Source organism: Mycobacterium kubicae (assembly GCF_015689175.1).
Classification (GTDB): domain Bacteria; phylum Actinomycetota; class Actinomycetes; order Mycobacteriales; family Mycobacteriaceae; genus Mycobacterium; species Mycobacterium kubicae.
The window spans coordinates 2,861,102-2,886,658 of record NZ_CP065047.1 but is presented as its reverse complement, the minus strand read 5'-3'; the positions used below and the strand labels follow the sequence as shown (position 1 = coordinate 2,886,658).

The following is a 25,557-nucleotide window of genomic DNA, read 5'->3' as shown; positions in this document are numbered from 1 at the left end:
TGACGTGCCGCAGGCACCCGCCGAGGCCCCCAATACCTGGGCGGCCCTCCGGGACGGGCGGCGAACCCACGCGCCGGCCGCACGACCACCGGGCAACGCATGATGTCCACCGTCCTGGTCAGTGTGGTGGCCATTCTGGCGCTCACCTTCGGGACGGCGATCTTCGTCGCGGCGGAATTCTCGCTGACCACCTTGGACCGCAGCACCGTCGAGGCCAACGCCCGCGGCGGCGCGCGGCGTGACCGGTTCATCCGCCGCGCCCACCGCCGGCTGTCGTTCCACCTCTCCGGCGCGCAACTGGGCATCTCGATCACCACACTGGCGACCGGATACCTGACCGACCCACTGGTCAGCGAGTTGCCGCACCCGGCGCTGACCGGGATCGGCATCTCCGACCGGATGGCCAAGGCCATCACGACGTTCGCGGCGTTGGTGATTGTCACCTCGGTATCGATGGTGTTCGGCGAGCTGGTGCCCAAATACCTGGCGGTGGCCAGCCCGTTGCGCACCGCCCGCGCGGTCGTGCTGCCGCAGTGGCTGTTCTCGGTGGTGTTCACGCCGGCCATCCGGTTGACCAACGGAGCGGCGAACTGGCTGGTCCGCCGACTGGGCATCGAACCGGCCGAGGAGTTGCGCTCGGCCCGCTCGCCGCAGGAGCTGGTGTCGCTGGTGCGCACCTCGGCGCGCAGCGGCTCGCTCGACGATGCCACCGCCGCGCTGATGCACCGGTCGCTGCAGTTCGGCGCGCTGACCGCCGAGGAGCTGATGACGCCGCGGTCGATGATCGTGGCGCTGCAGAACGACGACTCCATCGCCGACCTGGTGGCCGCCGTCGCCGACTCCGGGTTCTCCCGTTTCCCGATCGTTCGCGGCGACCTGGACGAGACCATCGGCATCGTGCACGTCAAGCAGGCCTTCGAGGTCCCGTCGCAGGCCCGCGCCCGCACCCTGCTCACCACCATCGCCACCCCGGTCACGGTGGTGCCCTCCACGCTGGACGGTGACGCGGTCCTGGCCGAGATCCGGGCCAACGCGTTGCAGACGGTCATGGTGGTCGACGAATACGGCGGCACCGCCGGCATGGTGACCGTCGAGGACCTGATCGAGGAGATCGTCGGCGACGTCCGCGACGAACACGACGACGCGACGCCGGACGTCGAGAAGGCGGGCAGCGGGTGGCGCGTCTCGGGCCTGCTTCGCATCGACGAGGTGGCCACCGCCACCGGGTACCGCGCCGCTGAGGGGCCTTATGAAACCATCGGCGGATTGGTGCTGCGGGAGCTCGGCCACATCCCGGTGGCCGGTGAAACGGTGCAGTTGCCCGCGTTGAACCGCGACGGGCTGCCCGATGAATCGGTGCGTTGGCAGGCCGAGGTGGTGCAGATGGACGGTCGCCGCATCGACGTGGTCGAGCTGACCGAAGTGGGCGGCGTGCAAGAACTCGGCTCCGACGGGAGCAGCCCGTGAACGCGGCCGTGGAAGTCCTGCTGGCGGTGCTGCTGATCGGCGCCAACGCGTTTTTCGTCGGCGCGGAATTCGCGCTCATCTCCGCGCGCCGGGACCGCTTAGAAGCCCTGGCCGAACAGGGCAGGGCCAGCGCGGTCACGGTGATCCGGGCCAGCGAGCAGTTGCCCCTGATGCTGGCCGGCGCTCAGCTCGGCGTCACCGTCTCCTCTCTGCTGCTGGGGCGCATCGGCGAACCGGCGGTGGCCGAATTGCTGCACTCGGTCATCGGCTGGACCGGGATTCCGCCGGCCCTGCTGCACACGCTGTCCTTCGCGATCGCACTGGCGCTGGTGGTGACCCTGCATGTGCTGCTGGGCGAGATGGTGCCCAAGAACATCGCCCTGGCCGGCCCGGAGCGCACCGCCATGTTGCTGGTTCCGGCCTACCTGCCCTATGTGCGTGCGGCACGGCCGTTCATCACCTTGTACAACAAGTGCGCCAATGCGGTCCTGCGCGCGCTCGGCGTGGAGCCCAAGGACGAACTCGACATCGCCGTGTCCATGGTCGAGTTGAGCGAGATGATCGCCGATTCGGTGTCCGAGGGCCTGCTCGACCCCGAAGAGCACTCCCGGCTGACCCGGGCGCTGCGGGTGCGCACGCATGTGGTGGGTGACGTCGCGGTGCCGCTGGCCAAGGTCCGTTCGGTGCCGGTGGCGGGGGTCGGCGCGGGTCCTACGATCGGCGCCGTCGAGCAGGCCCTGGCCGAAACCGGCTACTCGCGGTATCCGGTGGTGGGTCGCGACGGCACCTACATCGGCTACCTGCACATCAAAGACATGCTGACGCTGGGCGACGACCCGGACACCGTCGTCGATCTCACGCTGGTCCGGCCGCTGCCGCGGATTCCCGGGTCGATGGGTCTGCCCGACGCGCTGTCCCGCATGCGGCGCAGCAATAGTCATCTGGCGTTGGTCACCGGCGACGACGGCGTCGTGGTGGCGATGGTGGCGCTCGAGGACTTGGTGAGCGACTTGGTGGGCACCATTCGCGACAGCGCGCCGTCGGACTGAACCGCCCGCCCGCCGGGCTGGTCGGTGCCCAGCCCGTATGATCGTTAGCCGCGTTGCCAGGAAGCGGGTCGCACGCCCCGCCCAGCCGGTGCGGTGGGCGCGATCGCGGGTATGACCTGGCGTTGCACGTCGGCCGGATACGCTCGTCGGGCTGCGGGATCGGTAGGCTGACGGCGTAGCCAATTAGGGAGCCAATAGGGGCGCCAACGACGGCGCCAGCGGGGCCCGAAAGAGGCCAGAGGGGTCCAGAAGGGGGCCGGTGAGGGCCATTACGGAGGAGAACCATGACTGATCGCGTGACAGAAGGCAATCTGCGCGTCGCCCGGGTGCTCTACGACTTCGTGAACAACGAGGCGTTGCCCGGCACCGGCATCGACCCGGACAGCTTCTGGGCGGGCGTCGACAAGGTGGTCACCGACCTGACGCCGCAGAACCAGGACCTTCTGAAGGTTCGCGACGACTTGCAGGCCCAAATCGACAAGTGGCATCGGCACCGGGTGCTCGAGCCGCTCGATGTCGACGCTTATCGCGAGTTCCTCACCGAGATCGGCTACCTGTTGCCCGAACCGGAAGACTTCACCATCACCACCTCCGGGGTCGACGACGAGATCACCAGCACCGCCGGACCTCAGCTTGTGGTGCCGGTGCTCAACGCGCGGTTCGCGCTGAACGCGGCCAACGCGCGCTGGGGATCCCTCTACGACGCCCTGTACGGCACCGACGTCATCCCCGAAACCGACGGCGCCGAGAAGGGCACCGGCTACAACCAGGTGCGCGGTGACAAGGTCATCGCCTACGCGCGCAAGTTCCTCGATGAGAGCGTGCCGCTGTCGTCCGGCTCCTACTCCGACGCCACCGGTTTCAAGGTGGAGGACGGTCAGCTGCAGGTCGAGCTGCCCGACGGTGCGACCGGACTGGCGGACTCGGCGCAGTTCGCCGGCTACACCGGCGACGCGGCGTCGCCGGATTCGGTGCTGCTGGTCAACCACGGCCTGCACATCGAGATCCTGATCGACCCCGAGTCGCCGATCGGCAAAACCGACTCCGCCGGCGTCAAAGACGTGGTTTTGGAATCGGCCATCACCACGATCATGGACTTCGAGGACTCCGTCACGGCCGTGGACGCCTACGACAAAGTGGTCGGCTACCGCAACTGGCTGGGACTGAACCGCGGCGACTTGGCCGAAGAGGTGCGCAAGGGCGGCGAGACCTTCACCCGCACCCTCAACGCCGACCGCACTTACACCGCACCCGATGGCGGCGAGCTGACCCTGCCCGGGCGCAGCCTGCTGTTCGTCCGCAACGTCGGCCACCTGATGACCAACGACGCCATTGTCGACGCCGAAGGCAACGAGGTGCCCGAGGGCATCATGGATGCGCTGTTCACCGGCGTCACCGCGATCCACGGCCTGAAGGCTGGGGGCGAAAACGGCCCGCTGACCAACAGCCGCACCGGCTCGATCTACATCGTCAAGCCCAAGATGCACGGCCCGGCCGAAGTGGCGTTCACCTGCGAGCTGTTCAGCCGCGTCGAAGACGTGCTGGGCCTGCCCCAGGGCACCCTCAAGGTCGGCATCATGGACGAGGAGCGGCGCACCACGGTCAACCTCAAGGCCTGCATCAAGGCCGCCGCCGACCGCGTCGTGTTCATCAACACCGGATTCCTCGACCGCACCGGCGACGAGATCCACACGTCGATGGAAGCGGGTCCGATGATCCGCAAGGGCGCGATGAAGAACACCACCTGGATCAAGGCCTACGAAGACGCCAACGTCGACATCGGACTGGCCGCCGGGTTCTCCGGCAAGGCGCAGATCGGCAAGGGCATGTGGGCCATGACCGAGCTGATGGCCGACATGGTCGAGCAGAAGATCGGCCAGCCCAAGGCCGGCGCCACCACCGCGTGGGTGCCGTCGCCGACGGCGGCGACCCTGCACGCCATGCACTACCACCAGGTCGACGTGTTCGCGGTGCAGAAGGAGTTGGCCGGCAAGACCCGCACCACCATCGAGGAGTTGCTCACCATTCCGCTGGCCAAGGAATTGGCCTGGGCGCCCGAGGAGATCCGCGAGGAAGTCGACAACAACTGCCAGTCCATCCTGGGCTATGTGGTGCGCTGGGTGGAACAAGGCGTCGGCTGCTCGAAGGTGCCCGACATCCACAACACCGCCCTGATGGAGGACCGCGCCACCCTGCGCATCTCCAGCCAGTTGCTGGCCAACTGGCTGCGCCACGGCGTCATCACGAGCGAGGATGTGCGGGCCAGCCTGGAACGCATGGCGCCGCTGGTGGACAAGCAAAACGAGGGTGACGCGGCATATCGCCCGATGGCGCCCAACTTCGACGACAGCATCGCGTTCCTGGCCGCCCAGGAGCTGATTCTGTCCGGAGGTCAGCAGCCCAACGGCTACACCGAACCGATCCTGCACCGCCGCCGTCGCGAATTCAAAGCACGCGCTGGTGCGTAGGTTCGGCGCGACAGCCGGACTTTTTCCAAGGAGAGGACGCAGACGCCGGTATGGGTAGGCACAGCAAGCCAGACCCTGAAGAATTTGCCGACGAGCCGTCTGACAAGTACGCCGCCGACCAGGACGACAGGGTCGACGCGTCAGGTGACCACGCCCACGGCGGCCCGCCGGACCAGCCGCCGGCGCAGGACGTCGCGGGTGACTACGGCGAGGAGAGCTACCCCTCCGACGTCGACGCCGATCGGTACGCCGACGAGTACCCCGACTTCACCCCGCCGGCGCCCGAGCGGGCACCGCAGACGTCGGAGCCGCCGGCCGGTGCGCCGCCGCAGCCGTTGCGCGGTGGCCACCGCGGCCTGAGCGACTGGCGTGGCGGGCACCGCAGCGCGGCGGGCCGACGGGGCGTCAGCATCGGCGTGATCGTGGCGCTGGTGACCGTGGTCGTGGTGGTCGCCAGCGTCATCCTGTGGCGCTTCTTCGGTGACGCGCTGTCGCATCGCTCGCACACGGCCGCCGCACGGTGTGTGGGCGGCAAGGACTCGGTCGCGGTGCTCACCGACCCCTCCATCGTCGACCAGATCAAAGGCCTCGCCGACAACTACAACGCAACGGCGGGCCCGGTCGGCGATCGGTGCGTCACCGTGACCGTCAACTCTTCCGGCTCGGATGCCGTCATCAGCGGCTTCGCCGGCAAGTGGCCGTCGCAACTGGGCGCGCAACCGGGCCTGTGGATTCCGGGCAGCTCGGTGTCGGCGGCCCGCCTGGCCGGAGCCGCGGGCCAGAAAACGATCACCGACAGCCGGTCGCTGGTGACCTCGCCGGTGGTGTTGGCCATCCGCCCCGAATTGCAGCAAGCGCTGTCCACCCAGAATTGGGCCGCGTTACCCGCACTGCAGACTAATCCCACCTCGCTGGCCGGCCTGAACCTGCCGACCTGGGGTTCGCTACGGCTGGCGCTGCCGATGACCGGAAACGGTGACGCCACCTTCCTGGCGGGTGAGGCGGTAGCTGCCGCCTCGGCGCCGCAGGGCGCGCCCCCGACGGCCGGCACCGCAGCGGTGCGCACGTTGCTGAGCGGGCAACCCAAGCTCGCCGACGACTCGCTCAACGAAGCGATGAATGCGCTACTCAAAGGCGGCGACGCGGCGGCCGCCCCGGTGCACGCGGTGATCACCACCGAACAGCAACTGTTCGCCCGCGGCCAGTCCACCCCCGATGCCAAGGGCAAGCTGGCGTCGTGGTTGCCGCCCGGGCCGGTGCCGCTGGCCGACTATCCGACGGTGTTGCTCACCGGGCCGTGGCTCTCGCAGGAGCAGACCACCGCGGCCAGCGCATTCGCCAGGTACATGCACAAACCCGAGCAGCTGGCCAAGCTGGCCAAAGCGGGCTTCCGCGTCAACGGCGAGAACCCGCCGAGCAGCCCGGTCACCAGTTTCCCGGCGCTGCCGGCCCCGCTGTCGGTCGGTGACGAGGGAATGCGGGCCACTTTGGCCGAGAGCATGGCCGCGCCATCGGCCGGTGTTGCGGCCACCATCATGCTCGACCAGTCGATGCCCAACGATGACGGCGGCGGCAAGACCCGGCTCGCCAATGTCGTTGCGGCGCTGAGTAATCGGATCAAGGCGCTGCCGCCCACCGCGGTCGTGGGGTTATGGACGTTCGACGGCCATGAAGGGCGATCCGAGGTGCCGACGGGCCCGCTGTCCGATCCGGTCAACGGCCAGCCGCGTTCGGCGGTGCTGACGACCGCGCTGGACAAACAGTATTCGTCGGGCGGCGGGGCGGTGTCGTTCACCACGCTGCGGATGATCTATCAGGATGCCCTCGCGAACTTCCGTGCCGGGCAATCCAATTCGATCCTGGTGATCACGGCCGGTCCGCACACCGATCAATCTCTGGACGGGCCGGGTCTGCAGGACTTCATCCGCAACAGCGCCGACCCGGCCCGACCGGTGGCCGTCAACGTGATCGATTTCGGTAGCGACCCCGACCGGGCGACCTGGGAAGCAGTCGCGCGCCTCAGCGGCGGTAGCTACCAGAATGTGGCGAATTCCGGATCACCGGATCTGGCGAACGCGGTCAACACCTTCTTGAGCTGAGACGCGATGCCCGGCTTCACTCCCGATCCCCAGTTGTACCCCTTCGAGTCGCGCTGGTTCGACAATTCGCGCGGGCGGCTGCACTACGTCGACGAGGGCAACGGTCCGCCGCTCCTACTGTGCCACGGCAACCCGACGTGGAGTTTCCTCTATCGCGACATCATCATGGCGCTCCGGGACAAATTCCGTTGTATCGCACCGGATTATCTCGGCTTCGGTCTTTCCGAGCGGCCGCCGGGATTCGGCTACACCGCCCAGGAGCACGCCGCAGTGCTCGGCGAACTCGTCGACCATCTGGGTCTGGACGGGTACCTGACGATGGGCCAGGACTGGGGCGGGCCGATCAGCCTGGCCGTCGCCGTGGAACGCGCCGACCGGGTGCGCGGGATTGTGTTGGGCAACACCTGGTTCTGGCCCGCCGACGTGGCGACGACGAAGATCTTCAGCAAGGTGATGTCCAGTCCGCCGCTGCAGTACGCGATCCTGCACCGCAACTTCTTCGTCGAGCGGTTGATCCCAGCGGGCTGCGAGCGTCGACCCAGCGACGCCGTGATGGAGCATTACCGCGCCGTACAGCCCAACCCCGCCGCGCGGGCGGGCGTCGCCGAGATGCCCAAGGAGATCCTGGCGGCACGCCCCCTACTGGAGCGCCTCGCTCGCGACGTGCCAAAAAGGTTGGGCGCCAAGCCAACCCTGTTGGTGTGGGGCATGAAGGACGTCGCGTTCCGGCCCGGGCCGTCGATTCCGCGGATGCAGGCGACCTTTCCCGACCACGTGCTCGTGGAGTTACCCACCGCCAAGCACTACATCCAGGAGGACGCGCCGCAGCGCATCGCCGCGGCGATCATCGACCGGTTCGGTTAAGCGACTCCGGTCCGCGCCGCTCAGGCGAAAGCCTCCACCGGCGGACACGAGCAGACCAGGTTGCGGTCGCCGTAGGCGCCGTCGATGCGGCGCACCGGCGGCCACACCTTGGGCCGGAAGGCGCTACCCAGCGGATAAGCGGCTTCCTCCCGCGTGTACGGGTGGTCCCACTCCGACACCAGCAGGCTCTGCGCGGTGTGCGGCGCACCCCGCAGCGGGTTGTCCTCCACCGGCCACTGCCCACTGCCGACCTTGTCGATCTCGGCGCGGATGCCGATCATGGCCTCGCAGAACGCGTCCACCTCGGCGAGGCTTTCGCTCTCGGTGGGCTCCACCATCAGCGTGCCCGCGACCGGGAAACTCATCGTCGGCGCATGGAAACCGTAGTCGGCCAAACGCTTTGCGACATCATCGACGGTCACTCCGGTCTTCTTGGTGATGCCGCGCAGGTCCAGGATGCACTCGTGAGCGACCATGCCGTTCTCGCCGGTGTAGAGCACCGGGAAGTACTCGTCGAGGCGACGGGCGATGTAGTTGGCCGAGGTGATGGCGGTCAGCGATGCCGCGCGCAGCCCGTCGGCGCCCATCATCCGGATATAGGCCCAGCTGATCGGGAGAATCGACGCCGACCCGTAGGGCGCCGAGGACACCGGATGACCCGACGGAAGCTCGGGCGCGTACGGGTGCCCCGGCAGAAACGGCGCCAGGTGTGAGCGCACCGCCACCGGCCCCACACCTGGTCCCCCGCCCCCGTGCGGGATGCAGAACGTCTTGTGCAGGTTCAGGTGGCTGACGTCGCCGCCGAACTTGCCCGGCCGGGCCAGACCGACCAGCGCGTTGAGGTTCGCGCCGTCGACGTACACCTGACCGCCGGCATCGTGCACGGCCGCGCAGATGTCGGCGATGTCGTGCTCGTAGACGCCGTGGGTGGACGGGTAGGTGATCATCAACGTCGAAAGCCGATCGGCGTGTTCGCTGACCTTGGCGCGCAGATCGTCCAGATCGACGTCGCCGTTGTCGTGGCAGCCGACGACCACCACCCGCATGCCGGCCAGCGCCGCAGACGCGGCGTTGGTGCCGTGCGCGCTGGACGGGATGAGGCAGATGTCGCGATGCGGCTCCCCGCGGCTGGCGTGGTAGTCGTGGATGGCCAGCAAGCCGGCGTACTCGCCCTGCGAGCCCGCATTGGGTTGCAGCGACACCGCGTCGTAACCGGTGATCTGTACCAGCCACTCCTCCAGGTCGGCAATGAGCCGACGCAGGCCCGGGGTGTCGGAAGCCGGCGCGAACGGATGCTGGCGGGAGAATTCGGGCCAGGTGATCGGCTCCATCTCGGTGGCGGCGTTGAGTTTCATCGTGCACGACCCGAGCGGAATCATGCTGCGGTCCAACGCGACATCTTTGTCCGCCAGGGTGCGCAGGTAACGCATCATCGACGTTTCGGTGCGGTACTGGGCGAACGCGGGATGGGTCAGGAACTGTGTGCCGCGGGTGGCGATGTCGACGGCCGCCGGTTGGGTTCCGGTCACGCCGAAGGCCTCCAGCACGATCGCGACATGGGCATCGGTGGTGGCTTCGTCACAGGCCACCGACACGTGGTCGGCGTCGACGCGCCACAGGTTGACGTTGTTCGCCTTGGCCGCGGCCACCACCTCGTCGGCGCGCCCGGGGACCCGCGCCAGCACCGTGTCGAAGTAGGTGTCGTGCACCAGGGCATCGCCCAGCGCGCCGCCGATGGTTTCGGCATGGGCATGGACCCGGCGCGCGATCTCGGTCAGGCCTTGCGCGCCGTGATAGCTGGCGTACATGGCGGCCATCACCGCCAACAGCACCTGGGCAGTGCAGATGTTGCTGGTCGCCTTGTCCCGGCGGATGTGCTGCTCGCGGGTCTGCAAGGCCAGCCGGTAGGCCGGCGAGCCGTCGGCGTCCAGGGACACACCGACCAGGCGTCCGGGCAGTTGACGCGCGTGTTTGGTGTGCACCGTCAGGTAACCCGCGTGTGGTCCACCGAATCCCATTGGGACACCGAAGCGTTGGGTCGAGCCGAATGCGACGTCGGCGCCGATCTCGCCGGGCGGTGTGATCAGGGTGAGCGCCAGCAGGTCGGCGCCGATGGCGACCAGCGCGCCGCGCTCATGCGCCTGTTCGACCAGCGCGGCCCAGTCGGTGATGCGGCCGCTGGCGCCTGGCAGCTGCGCGATGACGCCGAAGAAGTCCCCGTCGGGCAGGCCGTCCCGGAGGTCGGCGGTGACGATCTCGATGCCCAGTGGCTCGGCGCGGGTGGTGAGCACCGCCGCGGTCTGGGCGAACACGTCGACGTCGACGGCCAGCCGGTGGGCCGGCCCGCGCACGGCGCGGTGCATCAAAGTCACGGCTTCGGCGGCGGCCGTGCCTTCGTCGAGCATGGAGGCGTTGGCGATCTCGAGGCCGGTCAGGTCGGTGACCATGGTCTGGAAGTTCAGCAGCGCTTCGAGCCGGCCTTGGCTGATCTCGGGCTGGTACGGCGTGTAGGCGGTGTACCAGGCGGGGTTTTCCATGATGTTGCGCAGCAGCACCGGGGGCGTGAGCGTGTCGTAGTAGCCCTGGCCGATCATCGAGACGGAGACGGTGTTGCTGTCGGCGAGCGCCCGCAACTCGGCGAGCGCCTCAGCCTCGCTGACCGCCGGGGGCAGCCGGTCCAGACCCGGCGCGGCGCCGGTGTCGGTGAGCTTGTCGAGAATGCCGGCGGGTACCGCCTTGGCCGCCAGAGCGTCGAGCGAGTCGACACCGATGACGGCGAGCATGGTTGCCACAGCAGCACTGTCGGGGCCGATGTGTCGGTCTGCGAACGTAGACAAAGCGAACTCCTGACACAGGGAAAGGACTATTAGCCCTCCCCCTCTGTCTTCACCCGATCCCGGGCGCCTGAGAGATTCGGCGCCGGTGCGTATGGCGCCTTTCCCCATCGGCGGGTGCGACCGGCTAGGTCGGCACCGCTTTCCAGAGGCATCGTTATCTCGGGCGGTCCAGGGTGCCTGAGAGGTTGACGGAGAGGTATTGCTCCTTCGGCGTCTGTAGCTGGCGGCCACAGAACTCTCCCGCGCGAGAGCGATGCGTCACCCAGTTTACCCGCCAGCGTTCAGCTCGCCCCGCGAGCGTGCGTGTTGGTACGGCGACACGCCGCCCAAGGCGTACAACTGCGCACCTTCGCGCCGACAGGGCGTCGGCGAGATCAGCCGATCTTGCGGTCGCGGTGCTTACGGCGGGAGGCCAGCTCGTCTTCGGGCGCGGCGATCGACTCGCCGCCGTCGGCGCGCTCCCCGGGGAAGTCGGCGATGACGCCGGTCAGCTCACGCATGGCGCCCGACACCGCGATGCCGAACACGCCTTGGCCGCCCTGGAGCAGGTCGACGACCTCTTCGGCCGACGTGCACTCGTACACCGAGGTGCCGTCGGAGAACAAGGTGATGTTGGCGAGGTCCTGCACGCCGCGCTGGCGCAGGTGATCGACGGCGACGCGGATGTTGTGCAGGGAGATCCCGGTGTCCAGCAACCGCTTGACGATCTTGAGGACCAGGATGTCTTTGAACGAGTAGAGGCGCTGGCTTCCGGATCCGGCCGCGCTGCGGATGGACGGGACCACCAACGAGGTGCGGGCCCAGTAGTCGAGCTGGCGGTAGGTGATTCCGGCGATCTGGCAGGCACTGGGTCCGCGGTAGCCGACCAGTTCGTCAGGAACGGAGTCGTCGGGGAACAGGCCGGGCTGCACGGGTTCGCTGGAGACGACGGTATCCGTGGTGACGGCCGGGTCGGCAAGCTCGAGCTGTTCTTGACGTGGCTGCTCGCTCACGGTGCTTTCCTCTCGCCGATCGCGCTCGGTTATAGCTGCGTCACAAGGCTGCTTCACAGCCACATCTCTTAGGCCCGAGTGCTAGAGAGCATACGCCGTTCGACAGCTGCCATGCTCCCCGTTGATCATCAACTCGTCTTCAAAGTATGGCCGCAGCCGCGATTCGTGGTTGATATCCGCCAGGCGTGTCGACATTGCACGTGTGTGATATGAGACGCATCCGTGATGTTTGCCGTCGCTCACCGGCCGGCGGGTGCTAGGTGGCCTTGAAGTCGTCGGGTGACACGCTGTCCAAGAACTCCTTGAACTTTTCGACCTCGTCCTCGCGCACCGCGCTGCTGGCCTCTTCGTCACCCTCGTCGGGGATCAGCAGGCCGGCCTGGGCCAGCACCGCCTCCTCGACGTAGATCGGGACACCGACCCGCAACGCGATCGCCACGGAGTCCGACGGCCGGGCTGACACCTTGATGTCGCGGTCGAAGATCAGGTCGGCGTAAAAGGTGCCTTCCTGCAGGTCGACGATGCGCACCTCCTTGAGCGAATGCCCAAGGGCAGCAATGACATCCTTGATGAGGTCATGAGTCAGCGGCCGCGGCGGCTCGACGCCCTGCTGCTCGAGAGCGATGGCCGCTGCCTCGGACTGACCGATCCAGATGGGCAGATACCGATCACCGTTGGCCTCGCGCAGTAGCAGCACCGGCTGGTTTTGCGGTTGCTCGACGCGAATGCCGACAACACGAACTTCACCCATTTGTGTCTGCCCTCCGCATATGCCGCCCTGTCGACTTAACACTCAGCGTGACGACGCGGTGAACACCATGTCTAGGGTCTTGCCGCCCAACACCAAGCTGTCAACGAAAGTCTAGTCCTCAGCGGTGCAGAAGGTCGCGAACGGCCGACTTGATCAATGAGGTGTGCAAAGTAATCGCCAGCGCGGCGACCTCGCGTGCCAGGTCGTCGGCGCGGTCCCGCGCGCCCGCCTTGTCGGCCTTGACCATTGGGCCGGCGATCTGGGCGATGAGGTCGGACTGTCGGTCGGCCGCCGACCGGAAGGCACGCAGATGGCGTGGTTCCACCCCGTATTCGGCCAGTGCCCGCGCGCACTGCAGGATCACCACGGCATGTTCGTCGAAGAATCCACCCGGTCCGGTGGTGATGACCCCGGCCTTGAGCAGGGCGGTCAGCAGGTCTTCGTCGACGCCCGCTCGCTGCAGCAGGTCTTCGCGGCTGAGCCGGATGTTGGTGGGCGACACCGTCGCCGCGTCCGACGCCACCTCGGGCGCCGCGCCGTCATTCGACACCGACACCAATCGCGGTACCCCGTAAGGGGTTCCGACGGGCGGTAGCTCCCCGTCGGGCTGGGCGTCCAGTTGTGCCCGGATCACCTTCAGCGGCAGGTAGTGGTCGCGCTGGGCGGTGAGGATGAAACGCAGTCGTGCGCAGTCGTATGCGGTGAAGCGCCGGTAACCCGATGCCGCGCGCTGCGGCGTGACCAGCCCCTCGGCCTCCAAGAAACGAATCTTGGAGATCGTGACGTCGGGAAAATCGCGTCGCAGCAGGTCCAGGACCGCCCCGATCGACATCCCGGTCAGTCCGGGGCTATCGGGTGCGCTCACTAGCCTGCGGATCCCCCGTCATCGTCACCCTGCTTGGGGCCAGTCAGGAACACCAGGCGGAACTTGCCGATCTGGACCTCGTCACCGTTGGCCAGCACGGCCGAGTCCACCGGCTCGCGGTTGACGTAGGTGCCGTTGAGGCTGCCGACGTCGACCACGTTGAACTCGTTGCCTTCCAACCGGAATTCGGCGTGCCGCCGGCTCACGGTGACGTCGTCGAGGAAGATGTCGCTGTCGGGATGGCGGCCGGCCGAGGTGATGGCTTGATCGAGCAGGAACCGAGACCCCGCATTGGGTCCGCGTTTGACGACCAGCAACGCCGAGCCCGCCGGAAGCCCTTCGACTCCCGATACCGAGCTCTCGGTGCCCGCTTGCGCGGGTGCGTCCAGCTCATTGAGGAAGTCGGCGCGGAAGACCGAGGTCGTTTCCACGGTGACTTCGTCAGAAGTCTGGTCGTTATCCATGTCCGTCACCCGCTGCTCCTCACTGGCCGCTGTGGCGTTGTCTAACCGGCCGCTCGGCCGGCTTGTCACTCGGATTTACCGCCTGTACTGCCTTTACTGCTTCTTACTACTTCGGAACAGTTAAGTCCGACCGTACCTCGCACGGGTCGAGAATGCGCCTACCACTGCAGGATCGTAAGCCCGATACCCCGGCTTTTCTAAGTCCCTGTGCGGCCCCCTGAGGACCTGTGCGCGGTCCGCATCGTCGACTCGCGACGCATTCGGCGACCTTAGCAACCGTCACTCAGCCAGGGTCTCGCGGTACGACTCGGCGTCCAGCAGCTCGTCGATCGCCGCGTCCAGGGCGGCGACATCGTCGCTTTCGACCTGAATCTCCACCAGCCAGCCCGCCCCGTAGGGATCGGAGTTCAGCAGGTCCGGGCTGCCGTCCAGGTCGCCGTTGACCGCTGACACCGTGCCCGACACCGGCGCGTAGAGATCCGACACCGACTTCGTCGACTCGACCTCGCCGAAGGATTCGCCCGAAGTGACCGCGGCCCCCACGTCGGGCAACTGCACGAACACGACGTCACCCAGGGCCGACTGCGCGAAGTCGGTGATGCCCACCCGGACGGTGTCGTCCCCGCTGCGACGAACCCACTCGTGTTCGGCGGTGTAGTGCAGATCGGGCGGGATATCGCTCACGGTGGTCCTGTTCTGGTCTGGTCGCGCCGGCGGTTGGTTCACTTGACGGGCTGAGCGTATTGGTGCGGTTTTGGTTGCCGCAAGGTGGTGACGTCCACTCGGTCGGCCTGCTGCACGGTTATCCGGCCGCCGACGCGTTTGACACTGTCCTCGGCGCCACCGGGGATGTTCATCGCCGCCGCAAGCGTGGGCGGATCGCCAATCGCCACAACGGTATACGGCGGCGACAAAGTCTTGGAGTCGACGCTCAGCGAGCCCGGGGCGCCGACGATCCAGGTGTCCACGCCGACGCGCACGGATTGCCGCCCGTCGGTGATCTCGATGGCTTCGGCGCCGGCGGCCCGCAGTTCGTTGAGCACGTCGAGCATGGTTTCCGGCGCCACCCCCGGTCCGGGGTCGTCGATCTTGACCGTGACGCCGGGGCCGGTGGCGCCAACGGTGCCGACCAGGATGGACAGCGCGGCCAATCGGGCTTGCGCGCTCTCGATGGCCGCCTGGTCGTTGTTGCCCGATGCCTGCAACGCGTTGAGTGTGTTCTGCAGGTCGGCCACCTCGGTGTTCAGTGCGGCTTCGCGTTGTCGCAGCGAGTCCAGCAGCACCAACAGGTCTGCGGGACGGGCGGTTTCCAGCGAATCGCCGGACTCGGTTTGACGGGCCTGGGTGACGATCGCGACGCCGAGCAGCAGGCAGAGCACGACGGCCAGCGCGCCGAAGACCCAGCGGGACCGGCCGCCCCTGCGCAGCGCAGACAAGCCGGTGCGCCGCAGCGGCCCGATCTCCGGGCGCGGACGATCTGCCGGCAACTCATGACGGCCCCGCTGAGCGGCTTGGCGCCCACTGGTTACCGGCTCGGCGTGCTGCGTTGGCGCGGCTTGGGTTTCGTCGCCGACGGCTTCTGGATCGTCTTCGCTCACCGTGGCCTCACTCCGGTCACGCTCCGAACAACCGGCGGCGCAGTGCGGCGGCGTTGCCGAAGATCCGGATGCCCAGGACGACGATGATGGCTGTGGAGAGCTGGGTGCCCACGCCCAGTTGGTCGCCGAGATACACGATCAGAGCGGCCACGAAGACGTTGAACACGAACGACACCACGAAAACCTTGGGGTCGAAGATCCGCTCCAGGTAGGCGCGCAACCCGCCGAATACGGCATCGAGGGCGGCGACCACGGCGATGGGCAAGTACGGCTGGACGACCTCGGGCACATTGGGGTGAAACAGCAATCCCAACACGATTCCGACGGCAAGCGCAGCGATACCGATCATGCACTAGGGCCCAATCTGTTTGGCGAATCGGACATCTCGCGTCGTGCCGGCGGGCAGGGTCAGGCCGTCACCGGCGTTCACGCTCAGCACCACGCCGTAGGACATTTCCAGCAGCTTGAGACGGCGCATTCCGGGGCTCTGGTCGAAGACCTCCTGCATTGCGTGAGGTGGTCCGATCGCCAGGATGGTGTAGGGACTGCTGGTCGGATTGTTGTCGACCAGGATCGCTCCCCCGGCCTGCCGGATGGTCACGTTGGGTCCCACCCGGGTGCCGTCCACCGAAATCGCTTCGGCCCCACTGGCCCACAAAGAATTGACGACGAGTTGCAGGTCGCGGTCCAGGATGATCTGCTGACTGCCGCTGACCCGCTGCTTGGACGCATCGGACAGGTTCGGGCTGGCTCCCGGATCGGTCACCGTGAGCGTCAGGCCCGGGCCGATGACCCGGGTGCTGGCCGCCGGCAAGCTCAGCGCGTCCAGGCGGCTGAGCAGCCGCTGGCCCTGGGCGTCGTCGGCCAGGGCGGCGCGCTGCACCTCGTCGACCTTGACCGACAGGGCGTTGCGCCGTTGGGCCAAGCGGGTGGCGGTGCCCTGGGTCGAGCGCACGTTGCTGGCGAGCAACTGCTGGGCGGTCCGGACGCCGGGTGCCACCGAGCGGGCCTGAGCCACCGCTGCGGCGAAGACCGTCGCCACCAGGGTCGCCGCCACCGCCTGCCACATCCAGTTGAACGCGCGCTCGCGCCCGCGCCGCGGGGTCTCGGCGCCCTCTCGTGCGGCGGCCGCCGCGGCGTATCCGGGGTCCAGGTGCTCCGACAGCAGCGCACGCAGCAGCGAGGGCACCGGAATCGTTTGCGGGCGCGCGGCGGCGTGGGCGTGGTAGCCGGCGTTGGGGTCGTACCCGCCCAGCGCGCGGTCGGTATCAGCCACCCTTACCCGCTTTTCGCGTCACCCTGGGCATGCGCCGCATGACCAGCACCATCTGGACGATATAGAGCACGAAGGCCCACAGGTACATGTACAAGCCCCAGACCAGAAACGCCCATCCGCAGGCGCCGACGGCGCGGCTCCACGTCGTGTGCCACTGGCCCAGCAGCACCAGGGGGAAACCCGACATGAGGGCGAACGTCGCCCCCTTGCCGATGTAGGTCACCGGAAGTGCGGTCAGCCCGCGGCTGCGCAGCAGTGGCAGCGTGGCAGCCAGGGCGCCGTCGCGCGCCAGCAGCGTGATGACGAACCACCAGGGCGCGATCCCGCTCAGCCCGAAGACCAGCGGGACGGTGATCATGTACAGCCGGTCGACCGCGGGGTCCAGCAGGACACCCAGTCGTGAGGACTGGTTGAGCAGCCGGGCGATCTTGCCGTCCGCCCAGTCCGAGGCGCCGCTGAACATCAGGATGGCGACCGCCCAGCCGTTGGCGTGGGTGACCAGCATGAGGTAGACGAACACCGGGATCAGCGCCAGGCGAATGACGCTGAGCACATTGGGCACCGTGAGCACCCGGTTCTGTGTGAGCGCCTGCTCCATGAGCCGAGACCTTAGCGGCAGCCCTTGTCGCGGATGTAACGCTATGGCGATTTTCCGCCCGTCGGGGTCAGCGGAAGACGCCGGGCAGACTCAACGTGGAGAGCGTGTCGTCGGACAGCGGGTTGTCGTTGACCATGTACGTCCACGTCGATGTCGGCCGGGCCAGCTTGGACAGATCAAGTCCCGGCTCGTCCTCGAGCACGTTGGCGGTCTCGAAGGTCTGTTGCGCCGCCTCGATCGCGTCGGCGGCCAGCGAGGCGAACGCATCCACCGCCATCCGGTGGAACTCGTCGAGCGGGTTCTGCCGGCCCAGCGCGCGCAGGTGGATGCTCTCGCGGATGTCGGCCAGGTAGGCCAGGTGATCGGCCCAGCCCCGGTCGAGGTGGTAGAGCATGATCAGTCGGCAGATCTTTTCCAGCCGTTCCTCGGAAATCTCCTTGGCCAGCTCCTGGTATCGCTTGGGCGCCAGGTCTTCGAGTTCTTCGCGCGCGGTCGCGGTGCGCAGCAACGTGTTTCGCCGGTCGACGATGATGGCGCGCTGCTGGGCGATCAACTGGTTGTAGCGCCAGGTGTTGGCGTGCACGTCCAGCAACCGGCCCTCGGCCACCCGCTGGGCGTGGTCGAGCAGGCCCGCGCTCTTGGGGCTGATGATCCGCCCGTCCTCGTCGGTCTCCATCGGCAGCTTGTTGTGGTCGAGGTTGGCCGCTACCACGTCGTCTTCCCAGCTGGAGAAGAACACCGACGAACCGGGGTCGCCTTGGCGGCCGGCGCGGCCACGCAATTGGTTGTCCAGCCGCTCGGTGTGGTGGCGGCCGGTGCCGACGACATGAAGGCCGCCGAGTTCGGCGACCCGGTCATGGTCGGCCTCGTCGGAGCCGCCCAGCCGGATGTCGGTGCCGCGCCCGGCCATCTGGGTGGACACGGTGACCCGGCCGTATTCCCCGGCCTCGGCGATGACTTGGGCTTCTTCGGCGTCGTTCTTGGCGTTGAGCACCACCGCCGGGACGCCGCGGCGCAGCAGCCGCTCGTGCAGCTCCTCGGATTCGGCGACGTCGTGGGTGCCGACCAGCACCGGTTGCCCGGTCTCGTGCACCTCGGCGATGTGGTCGACGATCGCGTCGTTCTTGGCCGCCGCGGTGATGTACACCCGATCGGCCTCGTCCTCGCGGATGTTGGGGGTGTTCGGCGGGATGGGTGACACGCCGAGCTTGTAGAACTGGCGCAGCTGTTCGCCGGCGGCCAGCGCGGTGCCGGTCATTCCGCACACGGTGGTGTACCGGTTGATCAGCGCCTGCACGGTGATGGTGTCGAGCACCTCACCGGTCTCGGTGGTTTCGATGCCTTCCTTGGCTTCCACGGCGGCCTGCAAACCGTCGGGCCAGCGCTGCAATTGAGCGATACGGCCGCGTGAGGAGTTGATCAGGTGCACCGCATCGTCGCGCACGATGTAGTGCACGTCGCGGTGCAGCAGCACGTGCGCGTGCAAGGCCACGTTGACCTCGGTCAGCGTGGTGCCGACGTGCTCTTCGGAATAGAGGTCGATGCCGCCGAGGGCCTTCTCCACCTTGCGGGCGCCGGCCTCGGTGAGATGGACGTTGCGGTTGTCCGAGTCGGTGTCGAAGTCCTTCTCCGGCACCAGCTCACCGACCAGCTTGATGATCTCCACCCGCGGGGTTTCCCGGTGGCTGGTGCCGGCCAGCACCAGCGGCACCAGCGCCTCGTCCACCAGTACGGAGTCGGCTTCGTCGATCAGGGCCACGTCGGGGTTGGGCGAGACCAGGTCCTCGACGTCGGTCACCAGCTGATCGCGCAGCACGTCGAACCCGATCTCGTTGACCGAGGCGTAGGTGACGTCGCAGTCGTAGGCGGCCCTGCGGTCGTCGCTGCTCGATTCGGCGGTGATCCAGCCGACGGTCAGGCCCATCGCTTCCAGCAGCGGACCCATCCATTCGGCGTCCCGGCGGGCCAGGTAGTCGTTGATGGTGACGACGTGCACGTGCCGGCCGCCGAGTGCGTAACCGGCCGCGGCGATGGCGCCTGCGAGGGTCTTGCCTTCCCCGGTGGCCATCTCGATGACGTCGCCGGCAAGCATCCGCAGCGCGCCGAGCAACTGGACGTCGAACGGCCGCAGCCCGGTGGCCCGCTCGGCCGCTTCACGGGCGATCGCCAGGAACTGGGGTATGTCCGAGGACTCGGCGAGGTCGTCGAGGTTCAGCAGGCCGGTCGCCTTGCGCAGCTTCTCGTCGCTGAGGTCCGCGGCTTTCTTGTCGAATTCCTCCGACGCGGTGACCGCCGACATGGATCGGTTGCGGTTCTTGTCCGTACTGGCGCCCAGCAGCTTCCAGAATCGGCTGCTCAGGCGGCCGGGCTGAGCGCGGGTGGTCTTAGGCACGCCCCAACGGTACGCGACCCTCCCACCGGCGCGAGCGTGCGTGTTTGTGCGCGACACGCCGGGCGCAGCCGTACCACTGCGCACGCTCGCGGATGGTCAAGCGAGGTTCGATCGGCGGGGATAGGCGATGCTCGGGTCGGTGAGCACGTTGACGACGGCGGGCGCACCGCTGGCGAAAGCGCGTTCCAGCGCCGGTCGCAATTCGGCGGGCGTCGACACCAGTTCGCCGTGCCCGCCCAGCGTGCGGACCACCTCGTCGTAACGGGTTCCGGGGCGTAACTCGGCGACCACGGAGTAGCCGTAGAGCGCCTCCATCGGATGCTTCTCCAGTCCCCAGATGCCGTTGTTTCCGACCACCGAGACGACGGGCACGTTGTGCCGTGCCAGCGTGTCCCATTCCATGCCGCTGAACCCGAACGCGCCGTCGCCTTGCAGCAGCACGACCTGTCGCTCCGGGCGCGCCAGTTTGGCCGCCAGCGCGTAGCCCGGCCCTGAGCCGAGGCACCCGAAGGGGCCGCTGTCCAACCAGCACCCGGGCTGGTAACTGTCGATCACCCGACCGGCATACGACCCGAAATCCCCGGCGTCGATGACCACGACGGCATCGCGATCGAGCAGCGGCGCGAGTTCGGCGTACACCCGCATCGGGTGCAGCGGGCTGCGGTCGTCGGCGAGTTCGGCCTTCTCTTTGTCGCGCGCTGCCGTCTCGGCGGCCCGCAGCTCGCCGATCCAGTCCTGGTGATCGTTGCCGCTCGCGGTGGCAAGCGTGGCGAGCGTCTCGCCGAGATCGCCGTAGAGGCCGGCGACGACCGGCCGCGGCGGTTCGCGATCGGGTTCGGCGCGGTCGGCCACCACCAGCTGGGTCTGCGGCCCGAACACGCCGCCGAAGCCGAGCCGAAAATCCATCGGGACGCCGACGATGAGCGCAACATCGGCTTCGCTCAACGCTTTCGACCGGGCACGCGAGAATGCCAGCGGATGGTCGGCGGGCACCACACCCCGGGCCATGCCGTTCATCAGCACCGGAATCTGCAAGGTTTCGGCGAGCCGAAGCAGGGCTGCCTCCGCATGACCCCACCAGACGTTGGTGCCGGCCATGATCACCGGTCGCTGCGCGCCAGCGAGCAGACCGGCAACGCGGTCCAGGGCGGCGCCGTCGGCGCGGACCACCGCAGGGACTTCGCGCAGCGCGCCGGGCCTGCCGTCGTCGTCGGACATGGAGAACACGTGATCCATCGGGAAGTCGACGAACGCCACGCCCGACGGGGCGCCGATCGCCGCGCGCAGCGCGTCATCGATGAGCCGGCCGGCGTCTTCGGCTGACTGTGCGGTGGCGGCGAATCGGGTCAGCGGCGCCACGAACGGCACGTGGTCGATCTCCTGCAAAGAGCCCATCCCCCAGCGCAGCGCGGGAGCCCGACCGCCCAGCACCACCAACGGCGACTGGTTCTGCTGCGCGGCGCCCATCGCGCTCATGCCGTTGGTAACGCCCGGCCCGGCGGTCAGCGCCGCCACACCCGGCACCCGGGTGACTTTGGACCAGCCCTCGGCGGCGAAGGCCGCGGTCTGCTCGTGGCGGGTGTCGACCAGCCGGATGCCTTCCTCGCGGCACCCGTCATAAATGGAGAACAGGTGTCCACCCGACAGGGTGAAGACCGTGTCGATGCCACTGGCTTTGAGCCGCCGCGCGATCAGCCGGCCGGCATGGATGGTTCGGGTGGGAGCGGCGTCGGTGGTCATAGTCGGAGCCTAACCAGCTGCGTCAGGTACGTTCGCCGGAGGATTTTGTTGAGGAGCCGCCTGAACACCTCGACTGCTAAGGAGACGTTGCCTTGGGCCCGAAGCCGTTTAAGCCGTCGATCGACTGGTCTAGGGCGTTGCTGGACTCCTTGTTCTGGACCGGCAAAGCCTGGGTGATCAGCGCCGTCTGTGTGCTGGTGGTCCTGCTTCTGATCAGGTACCTGACCACCTGGGGCCGGCAGTACTGGCGGGTCACCGGCGACTACTTCGTCGGTCGCAACAGTGTCCGGGTGTGGCTGATGCTCGGCGTGCTGTTGCTGTCGGTGGTGCTGAGCGTGCGGCTGAACGTGCTGTTCAGCTACCAGGGCAACGACATGTACACCGCACTGCAGAAAGCGTTCCAGGGCACCGCATCAGGGGACAACGCCGTCCGGGACTCCGGAGTGCACGGCTTCTGGGTGTCCATCGGGATCTTCTGCATCATGGCCGTGATCCACGTCGCCCGGGTCATGGCGGACATCTACCTGACGCAGCGGTTCATCGTCGCCTGGCGGACCTGGCTCACCGGCCATGTCACCGCCGACTGGCTCGACGGGCGGGCCTACTACCGCGACCTGTTCATCGACGACACCATCGACAACCCCGACCAGCGCATCCAGCAAGACGTGGACATCTTCACCGCCGGGACCGGCAGCTCGCCCAACCAGCCGGCCAACGGGACCACCAACACGCTGCTCTTCGGGGCGGTGCAAGCGGTCATCTCGGTGATCTCCTTCGCCGCGATTCTGTGGAACCTGTCCGGCACGCTCACCGTGTTCGGTGTGTCGTTTCCCCGCGCCATGTTCTGGACGGTCATCGTCTACGTCTTGGTGGCCACCATCATCGCGTTCGTCATCGGCCGTCCGCTGATCTGGCTGAGCTTCCGCAACGAAAAGCTCAACGCCGCTTTCCGTTACGCGCTGGTGCGGTTGCGTGACGCCGCCGAGGCCGTCGGTTTCTACCGTGGCGAGCGGGTGGAACGCGGCCAACTGTCGCAACGGTTCGCCCCGATCATCAGCAACTATCTGCGGTTCGTGAATCGGAGCATCGCCTTCAACGGGTGGAACCTGGTGGTGAGCCAGGCGATCGTCCCATTGCCGTGGGTGATCCAGGCGCCTCGTCTGTTCGCCGGGCAGATCGATTTCGGCGACGTCAGCCAGACCGCGACGTCCTTTGGCAATATCCACGATTCGCTGTCCTTCTTCCGCAACAGCTACGACGCGTTCGCGTCGTTTCGGGCGGCCATCATCCGGTTGCACGGATTGGTCGACGCCAACGAGCGAGGCCGCGCGTTGCCCTCGGTATTCGTCAAGCCCAGCACCGACGGCTCGGTGGAACTGCACAACGTCGAGGTCCGCACCCCGGACGGAGACCGGCTCATCGACCCGCTCGATGTGGAACTGAATGCCGGTGACTCCCTTGTCATCACGGGTCGTTCGGGTGCGGGCAAGACGACGCTGCTGCGCAGCCTCGCCGAGTTGTGGCCGTACGCGTCCGGGGCCTTGTCCTGCCCCGACGGTGACCACGGGACGATGTTCTTGTCGCAGTTGCCGTACGTGCCGTTGGGCACGCTGCGCAGCGTCATCTGCTATCCGAATTCACCGGAGACGATCTCCGATGCTCAAGTGCAGGATGTGCTCACGAAGGTGGCTCTCGCCCCGCTTTACGGCCGCCTCGACGAGGAGGAGGACTGGGCCAAGGTGCTCTCCCCGGGCGAGCAGCAGCGCATCGCGTTCGCCCGCATCCTGTTGACCAAGCCGCGCGCGGTGTTCCTCGACGAGTCCACGTCGGCACTCGACGAGGGCTTGGAGTTCGCGCTGTATCAGCTGGTGCGTACCGAGCTGCCGGAGTGCGTAGTGGTCAGCGTGAGCCACCGCAACACCGTCGAACAGCACCACGAGCAGGAACTCAAACTGCTGGGCGGCGGCGAATGGCGGCTGGGCCGGGTGGAGAAGCAGCCCGCGCAGGTCTAGCCGCGTCAGGTCTCGTCGACGTTGCGGTGAGGGTCGTGATTCACCCGCGGTGCACGACCATGGCGGCAATCTGGGCGACTACCGCGCAGCCGCGTGCGCTCCGGCGCGGCGCCCGAAGAACGACCCCTCGCCCAGCTGAGTACCGCTGGCGTAGCCCTTGCCGTCCTGGGCGATGTTGACGGCGCAGGCTCCGGCAGCGTACAGCCCCTCGACCACCGACCCGTCTTCGCGCAGCACTTGCCCGTCGACCGACGTGGCCAACCCGCCGATGGTGAAGCCGGCGTACATCGCTTTGCCCAGCGACATGTCGAACGCACCCCACGGTCCCTTGTCCTGCGCGGCAAGGAATTCCGGCTGCTTGTGGAAGTCGGGATCTTCGCCGCGCGCGGCGTAGGTGTTGTAGCGGTCCAACGTCTTGGCTAAGTTGCCCTGCGGAATGCCAAGGGCGGCTTCCATTTCCGCGACCGTCTCCCAGCCGTCGATCAACGGGACGAGCGGCATCTTGGGGTGCTCCAAGTGCGCCTCGTCGACGATCAGATAGGCCGCGCTGTCGGGCTGATCCATGATGAACCCCGACGTCCGGGAGTGGTAGGAATCTTCGGCCACGAACCGCTGCCCGAGCTTGTTGACGATGATGCCGGTCAACAGGATCGACGGGGGGTATGGCGGCGCGGTGATGAAGATCTGATCCATGTGCTGGGTGGCGCCGCCGACGGACACCCCCATCCGGATGCCCAGGCCGTCGTCGTAGGTGTTGCCGAGGACGAACGGTTTCTCGGCCAGTTTCGGGGTGTACTTGGCGACCATGTCCGGGTTCATCACAAACCCTCCGGCGGCGACGATCACTGACTTCGCCTTGATCGCACCGGTTTCGGCGAAGTGTTTCCACATGACTCCGGTCACCGCACCCGCACCGTCCACGATGAGCTCGGTGGCACCTGTCTCATATCGGATCTGCACCCCGAGATTGGTGGCCCGCTTGAGGAGCAGGTCGATCACCATGCTCGCGCCACCGGTGTCGCCGGGGACGGGTACTTTGTGACCGCGGGGCGCCGGCACGGCCATTTCCAGGAACGGCCAGACCTTTTCGTTGCCGGTGTACATCAGGCCCTCGGTGTTGGGCTGGATGACCGCCTTGCCCGGGAAGTAGCTGCGCTCGAACTGAAAACCCAAATCTTCCAACCAGTTGAAGTGCTCGACGCTTCCGTCGCAGTAAGCCTTGATCTTGGCGTGGTCGGGTTGGCGGGACACCGCCACCAGGTATTTGTACATCTGCTCGGGTGAATCGATGTGACCCGTCGCCTGTTGCACCGCGGTGCCACCGCCGAGGTAAAAGTGCCCGCCGGCAAGCGAAGTCGTGCCACCCGCCACGGCCGCGCGCTCGAGTACCAGCACTCGTGCACCGGCCGCGGCAGCACTCACCGCCGCGCAACCACCGGCGATCCCGAAACCGATCACCAGAACGTCCACCTCGTCCGAGAATGACGTCACCGAGTCCGCAGGGACCGTGGCTGGAATGTCGGTGCTCACCGCTGCTCCTGTTTGATGTAGTCGTAGAACGCCTTGATCTCCGGGGAGAGGTAGGCGAATTCCAGATACGGCACCCCCGCTTGCGGCGCCGAGACGTAGGCGAAGTGGATGCCGCCGGGCATCACGCCTCGCTGGACCACTTCGGCGCCCCGCTCGGCGGCCTCGGCCAGCGCAGCTTCGAGTTGCTCGATGCTTTCGGCTTCGGTACAGATGTGATGCAAGCCTGAGCCGTGGTCGCGCAGAAAGTCGCTGTAGATGTTCTCCCCGCGAACCGGGGAGATCAACTCCAGCTGCATATCGGCGAGGTAGCTCAGCGAGATGCTCGCGACGAAGTCGGCGGGCCGGCCGTGATAGGTGCAGGAGTCCGGAGCGAAGTGCACGTCGGGTATGCGCACCCATTTGCGGACGCCCAACAGGCCGGTAAGGGCGTTTTCGGTGGCGTCCAGATCGGAGGTGACCCATGCAATCTGCGTCGGCGAGTGAACGGGAAGGTTCATCGTCACGCAGGATAACCCACCCCACTGGGGGCGATAAAGGGCATGAACGGCATTGCCA

Annotated in this window: 20 protein-coding genes and 2 riboswitches; of the genes, 6 read left to right on the top strand and 14 right to left on the bottom strand. The window is 67.3% G+C overall.

The window, feature by feature from the left end:
• The first annotated feature begins 102 nt into the window (after positions 1–102).
• The 5 genes from I2456_RS13420 to I2456_RS13400 all read left to right on the top strand — a co-directional run bounded on the left by I2456_RS13420 (position 103) and on the right by I2456_RS13400 (position 7,947).
• Complete coding sequence (locus I2456_RS13420) at positions 103–1,467, top strand: hemolysin family protein (protein ID WP_241007932.1); 1,365 nt, start codon at positions 103–105, stop codon at positions 1,465–1,467.
• The gene (locus I2456_RS13415; RefSeq protein WP_085074295.1) at positions 1,464–2,516 is read left to right on the top strand and encodes a hemolysin family protein; all 1,053 of its coding nucleotides are present in this window, start codon (positions 1,464–1,466) and stop codon (positions 2,514–2,516) included. The genes I2456_RS13420 and I2456_RS13415 overlap by 4 nt, the downstream gene beginning before the upstream one ends.
• Positions 2,517–2,800: 284 nt before the next feature.
• Positions 2,801–4,984, top strand: coding sequence for a malate synthase G (locus I2456_RS13410; RefSeq protein WP_085074296.1), 2,184 nt, complete (start codon positions 2,801–2,803; stop codon positions 4,982–4,984).
• 50 nt (positions 4,985–5,034) lie between these two features.
• Positions 5,035–7,083: a substrate-binding domain-containing protein gene (locus I2456_RS13405; protein ID WP_085074297.1), complete on the top strand. Its 2,049-nt coding sequence runs from the start codon at positions 5,035–5,037 to the stop codon at positions 7,081–7,083.
• A 6-nt stretch (positions 7,084–7,089) separates the two neighbouring features.
• The gene (locus I2456_RS13400) at positions 7,090–7,947 is read left to right on the top strand and encodes a haloalkane dehalogenase (protein WP_085074298.1); all 858 of its coding nucleotides are present in this window, start codon (positions 7,090–7,092) and stop codon (positions 7,945–7,947) included.
• A gap of 20 nt (positions 7,948–7,967) precedes the next feature.
• On the opposite strand, the gene gcvP is transcribed toward I2456_RS13400, so the two are convergent.
• The 12 genes from gcvP to I2456_RS13340 form a co-directional block, all read right to left on the bottom strand.
• The gene (gcvP, locus tag I2456_RS13395; protein WP_139823162.1) at positions 7,968–10,784 is read right to left on the bottom strand and encodes an aminomethyl-transferring glycine dehydrogenase; all 2,817 of its coding nucleotides are present in this window, start codon (positions 10,782–10,784) and stop codon (positions 7,968–7,970) included.
• Between the two features lie 33 nt (positions 10,785–10,817).
• Positions 10,818–10,938: riboswitch (glycine riboswitch) on the bottom strand.
• Positions 10,939–11,037: riboswitch (glycine riboswitch) on the bottom strand.
• A gap of 121 nt (positions 11,038–11,158) precedes the next feature.
• Entirely contained in the window at positions 11,159–11,776 is a 618-nt protein-coding gene (locus tag I2456_RS13390; protein ID WP_068023627.1) for a MerR family transcriptional regulator, read from the bottom strand.
• A gap of 256 nt (positions 11,777–12,032) precedes the next feature.
• Positions 12,033–12,527: a bifunctional nuclease family protein gene (locus I2456_RS13385; protein WP_068023625.1), complete on the bottom strand. Its 495-nt coding sequence runs from the start codon at positions 12,525–12,527 to the stop codon at positions 12,033–12,035.
• A gap of 118 nt (positions 12,528–12,645) precedes the next feature.
• Entirely contained in the window at positions 12,646–13,392 is a 747-nt protein-coding gene (gene ftsR / locus I2456_RS13380) for a transcriptional regulator FtsR (protein ID WP_085074299.1), read from the bottom strand.
• A complete protein-coding gene (gene garA / locus I2456_RS13375; protein WP_276052494.1) occupies positions 13,392–13,856 on the bottom strand; it encodes a glycogen accumulation regulator GarA in 465 nt (154 codons plus the stop codon). Before garA ends, ftsR begins: the two co-directional genes overlap by 1 nt.
• Before the next feature lie 279 nt (positions 13,857–14,135).
• The gene (gcvH, locus tag I2456_RS13370) at positions 14,136–14,540 is read right to left on the bottom strand and encodes a glycine cleavage system protein GcvH (protein ID WP_068023616.1); all 405 of its coding nucleotides are present in this window, start codon (positions 14,538–14,540) and stop codon (positions 14,136–14,138) included.
• A gap of 38 nt (positions 14,541–14,578) precedes the next feature.
• Complete coding sequence (locus I2456_RS13365; protein ID WP_085074300.1) at positions 14,579–15,454, bottom strand: DUF881 domain-containing protein; 876 nt, start codon at positions 15,452–15,454, stop codon at positions 14,579–14,581.
• 16 nt (positions 15,455–15,470) lie between these two features.
• Positions 15,471–15,803, bottom strand: a complete 333-nt coding sequence (locus I2456_RS13360; protein ID WP_068023610.1) for a small basic family protein — start codon at positions 15,801–15,803, stop codon at positions 15,471–15,473.
• Between the two features lie 3 nt (positions 15,804–15,806).
• On the bottom strand, positions 15,807–16,730 hold the full coding sequence (locus I2456_RS13355) for a DUF881 domain-containing protein (protein WP_085074301.1): 924 nt from the start codon (positions 16,728–16,730) through the stop codon (positions 15,807–15,809).
• Complete coding sequence (locus I2456_RS13350; protein ID WP_068023606.1) at positions 16,723–17,328, bottom strand: CDP-alcohol phosphatidyltransferase family protein; 606 nt, start codon at positions 17,326–17,328, stop codon at positions 16,723–16,725. The genes I2456_RS13355 and I2456_RS13350 overlap by 8 nt, the downstream gene beginning before the upstream one ends.
• A gap of 67 nt (positions 17,329–17,395) precedes the next feature.
• Positions 17,396–19,720, bottom strand: a complete 2,325-nt coding sequence (gene secA2, locus I2456_RS13345; RefSeq protein WP_085074302.1) for an accessory Sec system translocase SecA2 — start codon at positions 19,718–19,720, stop codon at positions 17,396–17,398.
• 96 nt (positions 19,721–19,816) lie between these two features.
• On the bottom strand, positions 19,817–21,460 hold the full coding sequence (locus I2456_RS13340; RefSeq protein WP_085074303.1) for an acetolactate synthase: 1,644 nt from the start codon (positions 21,458–21,460) through the stop codon (positions 19,817–19,819).
• Positions 21,461–21,552: 92 nt separating this feature from the next.
• Between I2456_RS13340 and I2456_RS13335 the strand changes: the two genes are divergently transcribed.
• Positions 21,553–23,472 carry a vitamin B12 ABC transporter pemease/ATP-binding protein BacA gene (locus tag I2456_RS13335; protein WP_085074304.1) on the top strand — a complete coding sequence of 640 codons (1,920 nt, stop codon included), beginning with the start codon at positions 21,553–21,555 and terminating at the stop codon, positions 23,470–23,472.
• Between the two features lie 78 nt (positions 23,473–23,550).
• Here I2456_RS13335 and I2456_RS13330 read toward each other — a convergent pair whose 3' ends face one another.
• A complete protein-coding gene (locus I2456_RS13330) occupies positions 23,551–25,002 on the bottom strand; it encodes an FAD-binding protein (protein ID WP_085074305.1) in 1,452 nt (483 codons plus the stop codon).
• Positions 24,999–25,499 (bottom strand): VOC family protein, encoded by a 501-nt coding sequence (locus I2456_RS13325; RefSeq protein WP_068162768.1) that lies wholly within the window; start codon positions 25,497–25,499, stop codon positions 24,999–25,001. Before I2456_RS13325 ends, I2456_RS13330 begins: the two co-directional genes overlap by 4 nt.
• Positions 25,500–25,557 lie beyond the last annotated feature (58 nt).

Bases quoted from the DNA above. Each gene is read 5' to 3' on its own strand.
- I2456_RS13420 (WP_241007932.1), top strand. From the start codon at position 103: ATGTCCACCGTCCTGGTCAGTGTGGTGGCCATTCTGGCGCTCACCTTC.
- I2456_RS13410 (WP_085074296.1), top strand. From the start codon at position 2,801: ATGACTGATCGCGTGACAGAAGGCAATCTGCGCGTCGCCCGGGTGCTC.
- I2456_RS13405 (WP_085074297.1), top strand. From the start codon at position 5,035: ATGGGTAGGCACAGCAAGCCAGACCCTGAAGAATTTGCCGACGAGCCG.
- I2456_RS13400 (WP_085074298.1), top strand. From the start codon at position 7,090: ATGCCCGGCTTCACTCCCGATCCCCAGTTGTACCCCTTCGAGTCGCGC.
- I2456_RS13385 (WP_068023625.1), bottom strand. From the start codon at position 12,527: ATGGGTGAAGTTCGTGTTGTCGGCATTCGCGTCGAGCAACCGCAAAAC.
- garA (WP_276052494.1), bottom strand. From the start codon at position 13,856: ATGGATAACGACCAGACTTCTGACGAAGTCACCGTGGAAACGACCTCG.
- I2456_RS13360 (WP_068023610.1), bottom strand. From the start codon at position 15,803: ATGATCGGTATCGCTGCGCTTGCCGTCGGAATCGTGTTGGGATTGCTG.
- I2456_RS13350 (WP_068023606.1), bottom strand. From the start codon at position 17,328: ATGGAGCAGGCGCTCACACAGAACCGGGTGCTCACGGTGCCCAATGTG.
- I2456_RS13340 (WP_085074303.1), bottom strand. From the start codon at position 21,460: ATGACCACCGACGCCGCTCCCACCCGAACCATCCATGCCGGCCGGCTG.
- I2456_RS13325 (WP_068162768.1), bottom strand. From the start codon at position 25,499: ATGAACCTTCCCGTTCACTCGCCGACGCAGATTGCATGGGTCACCTCC.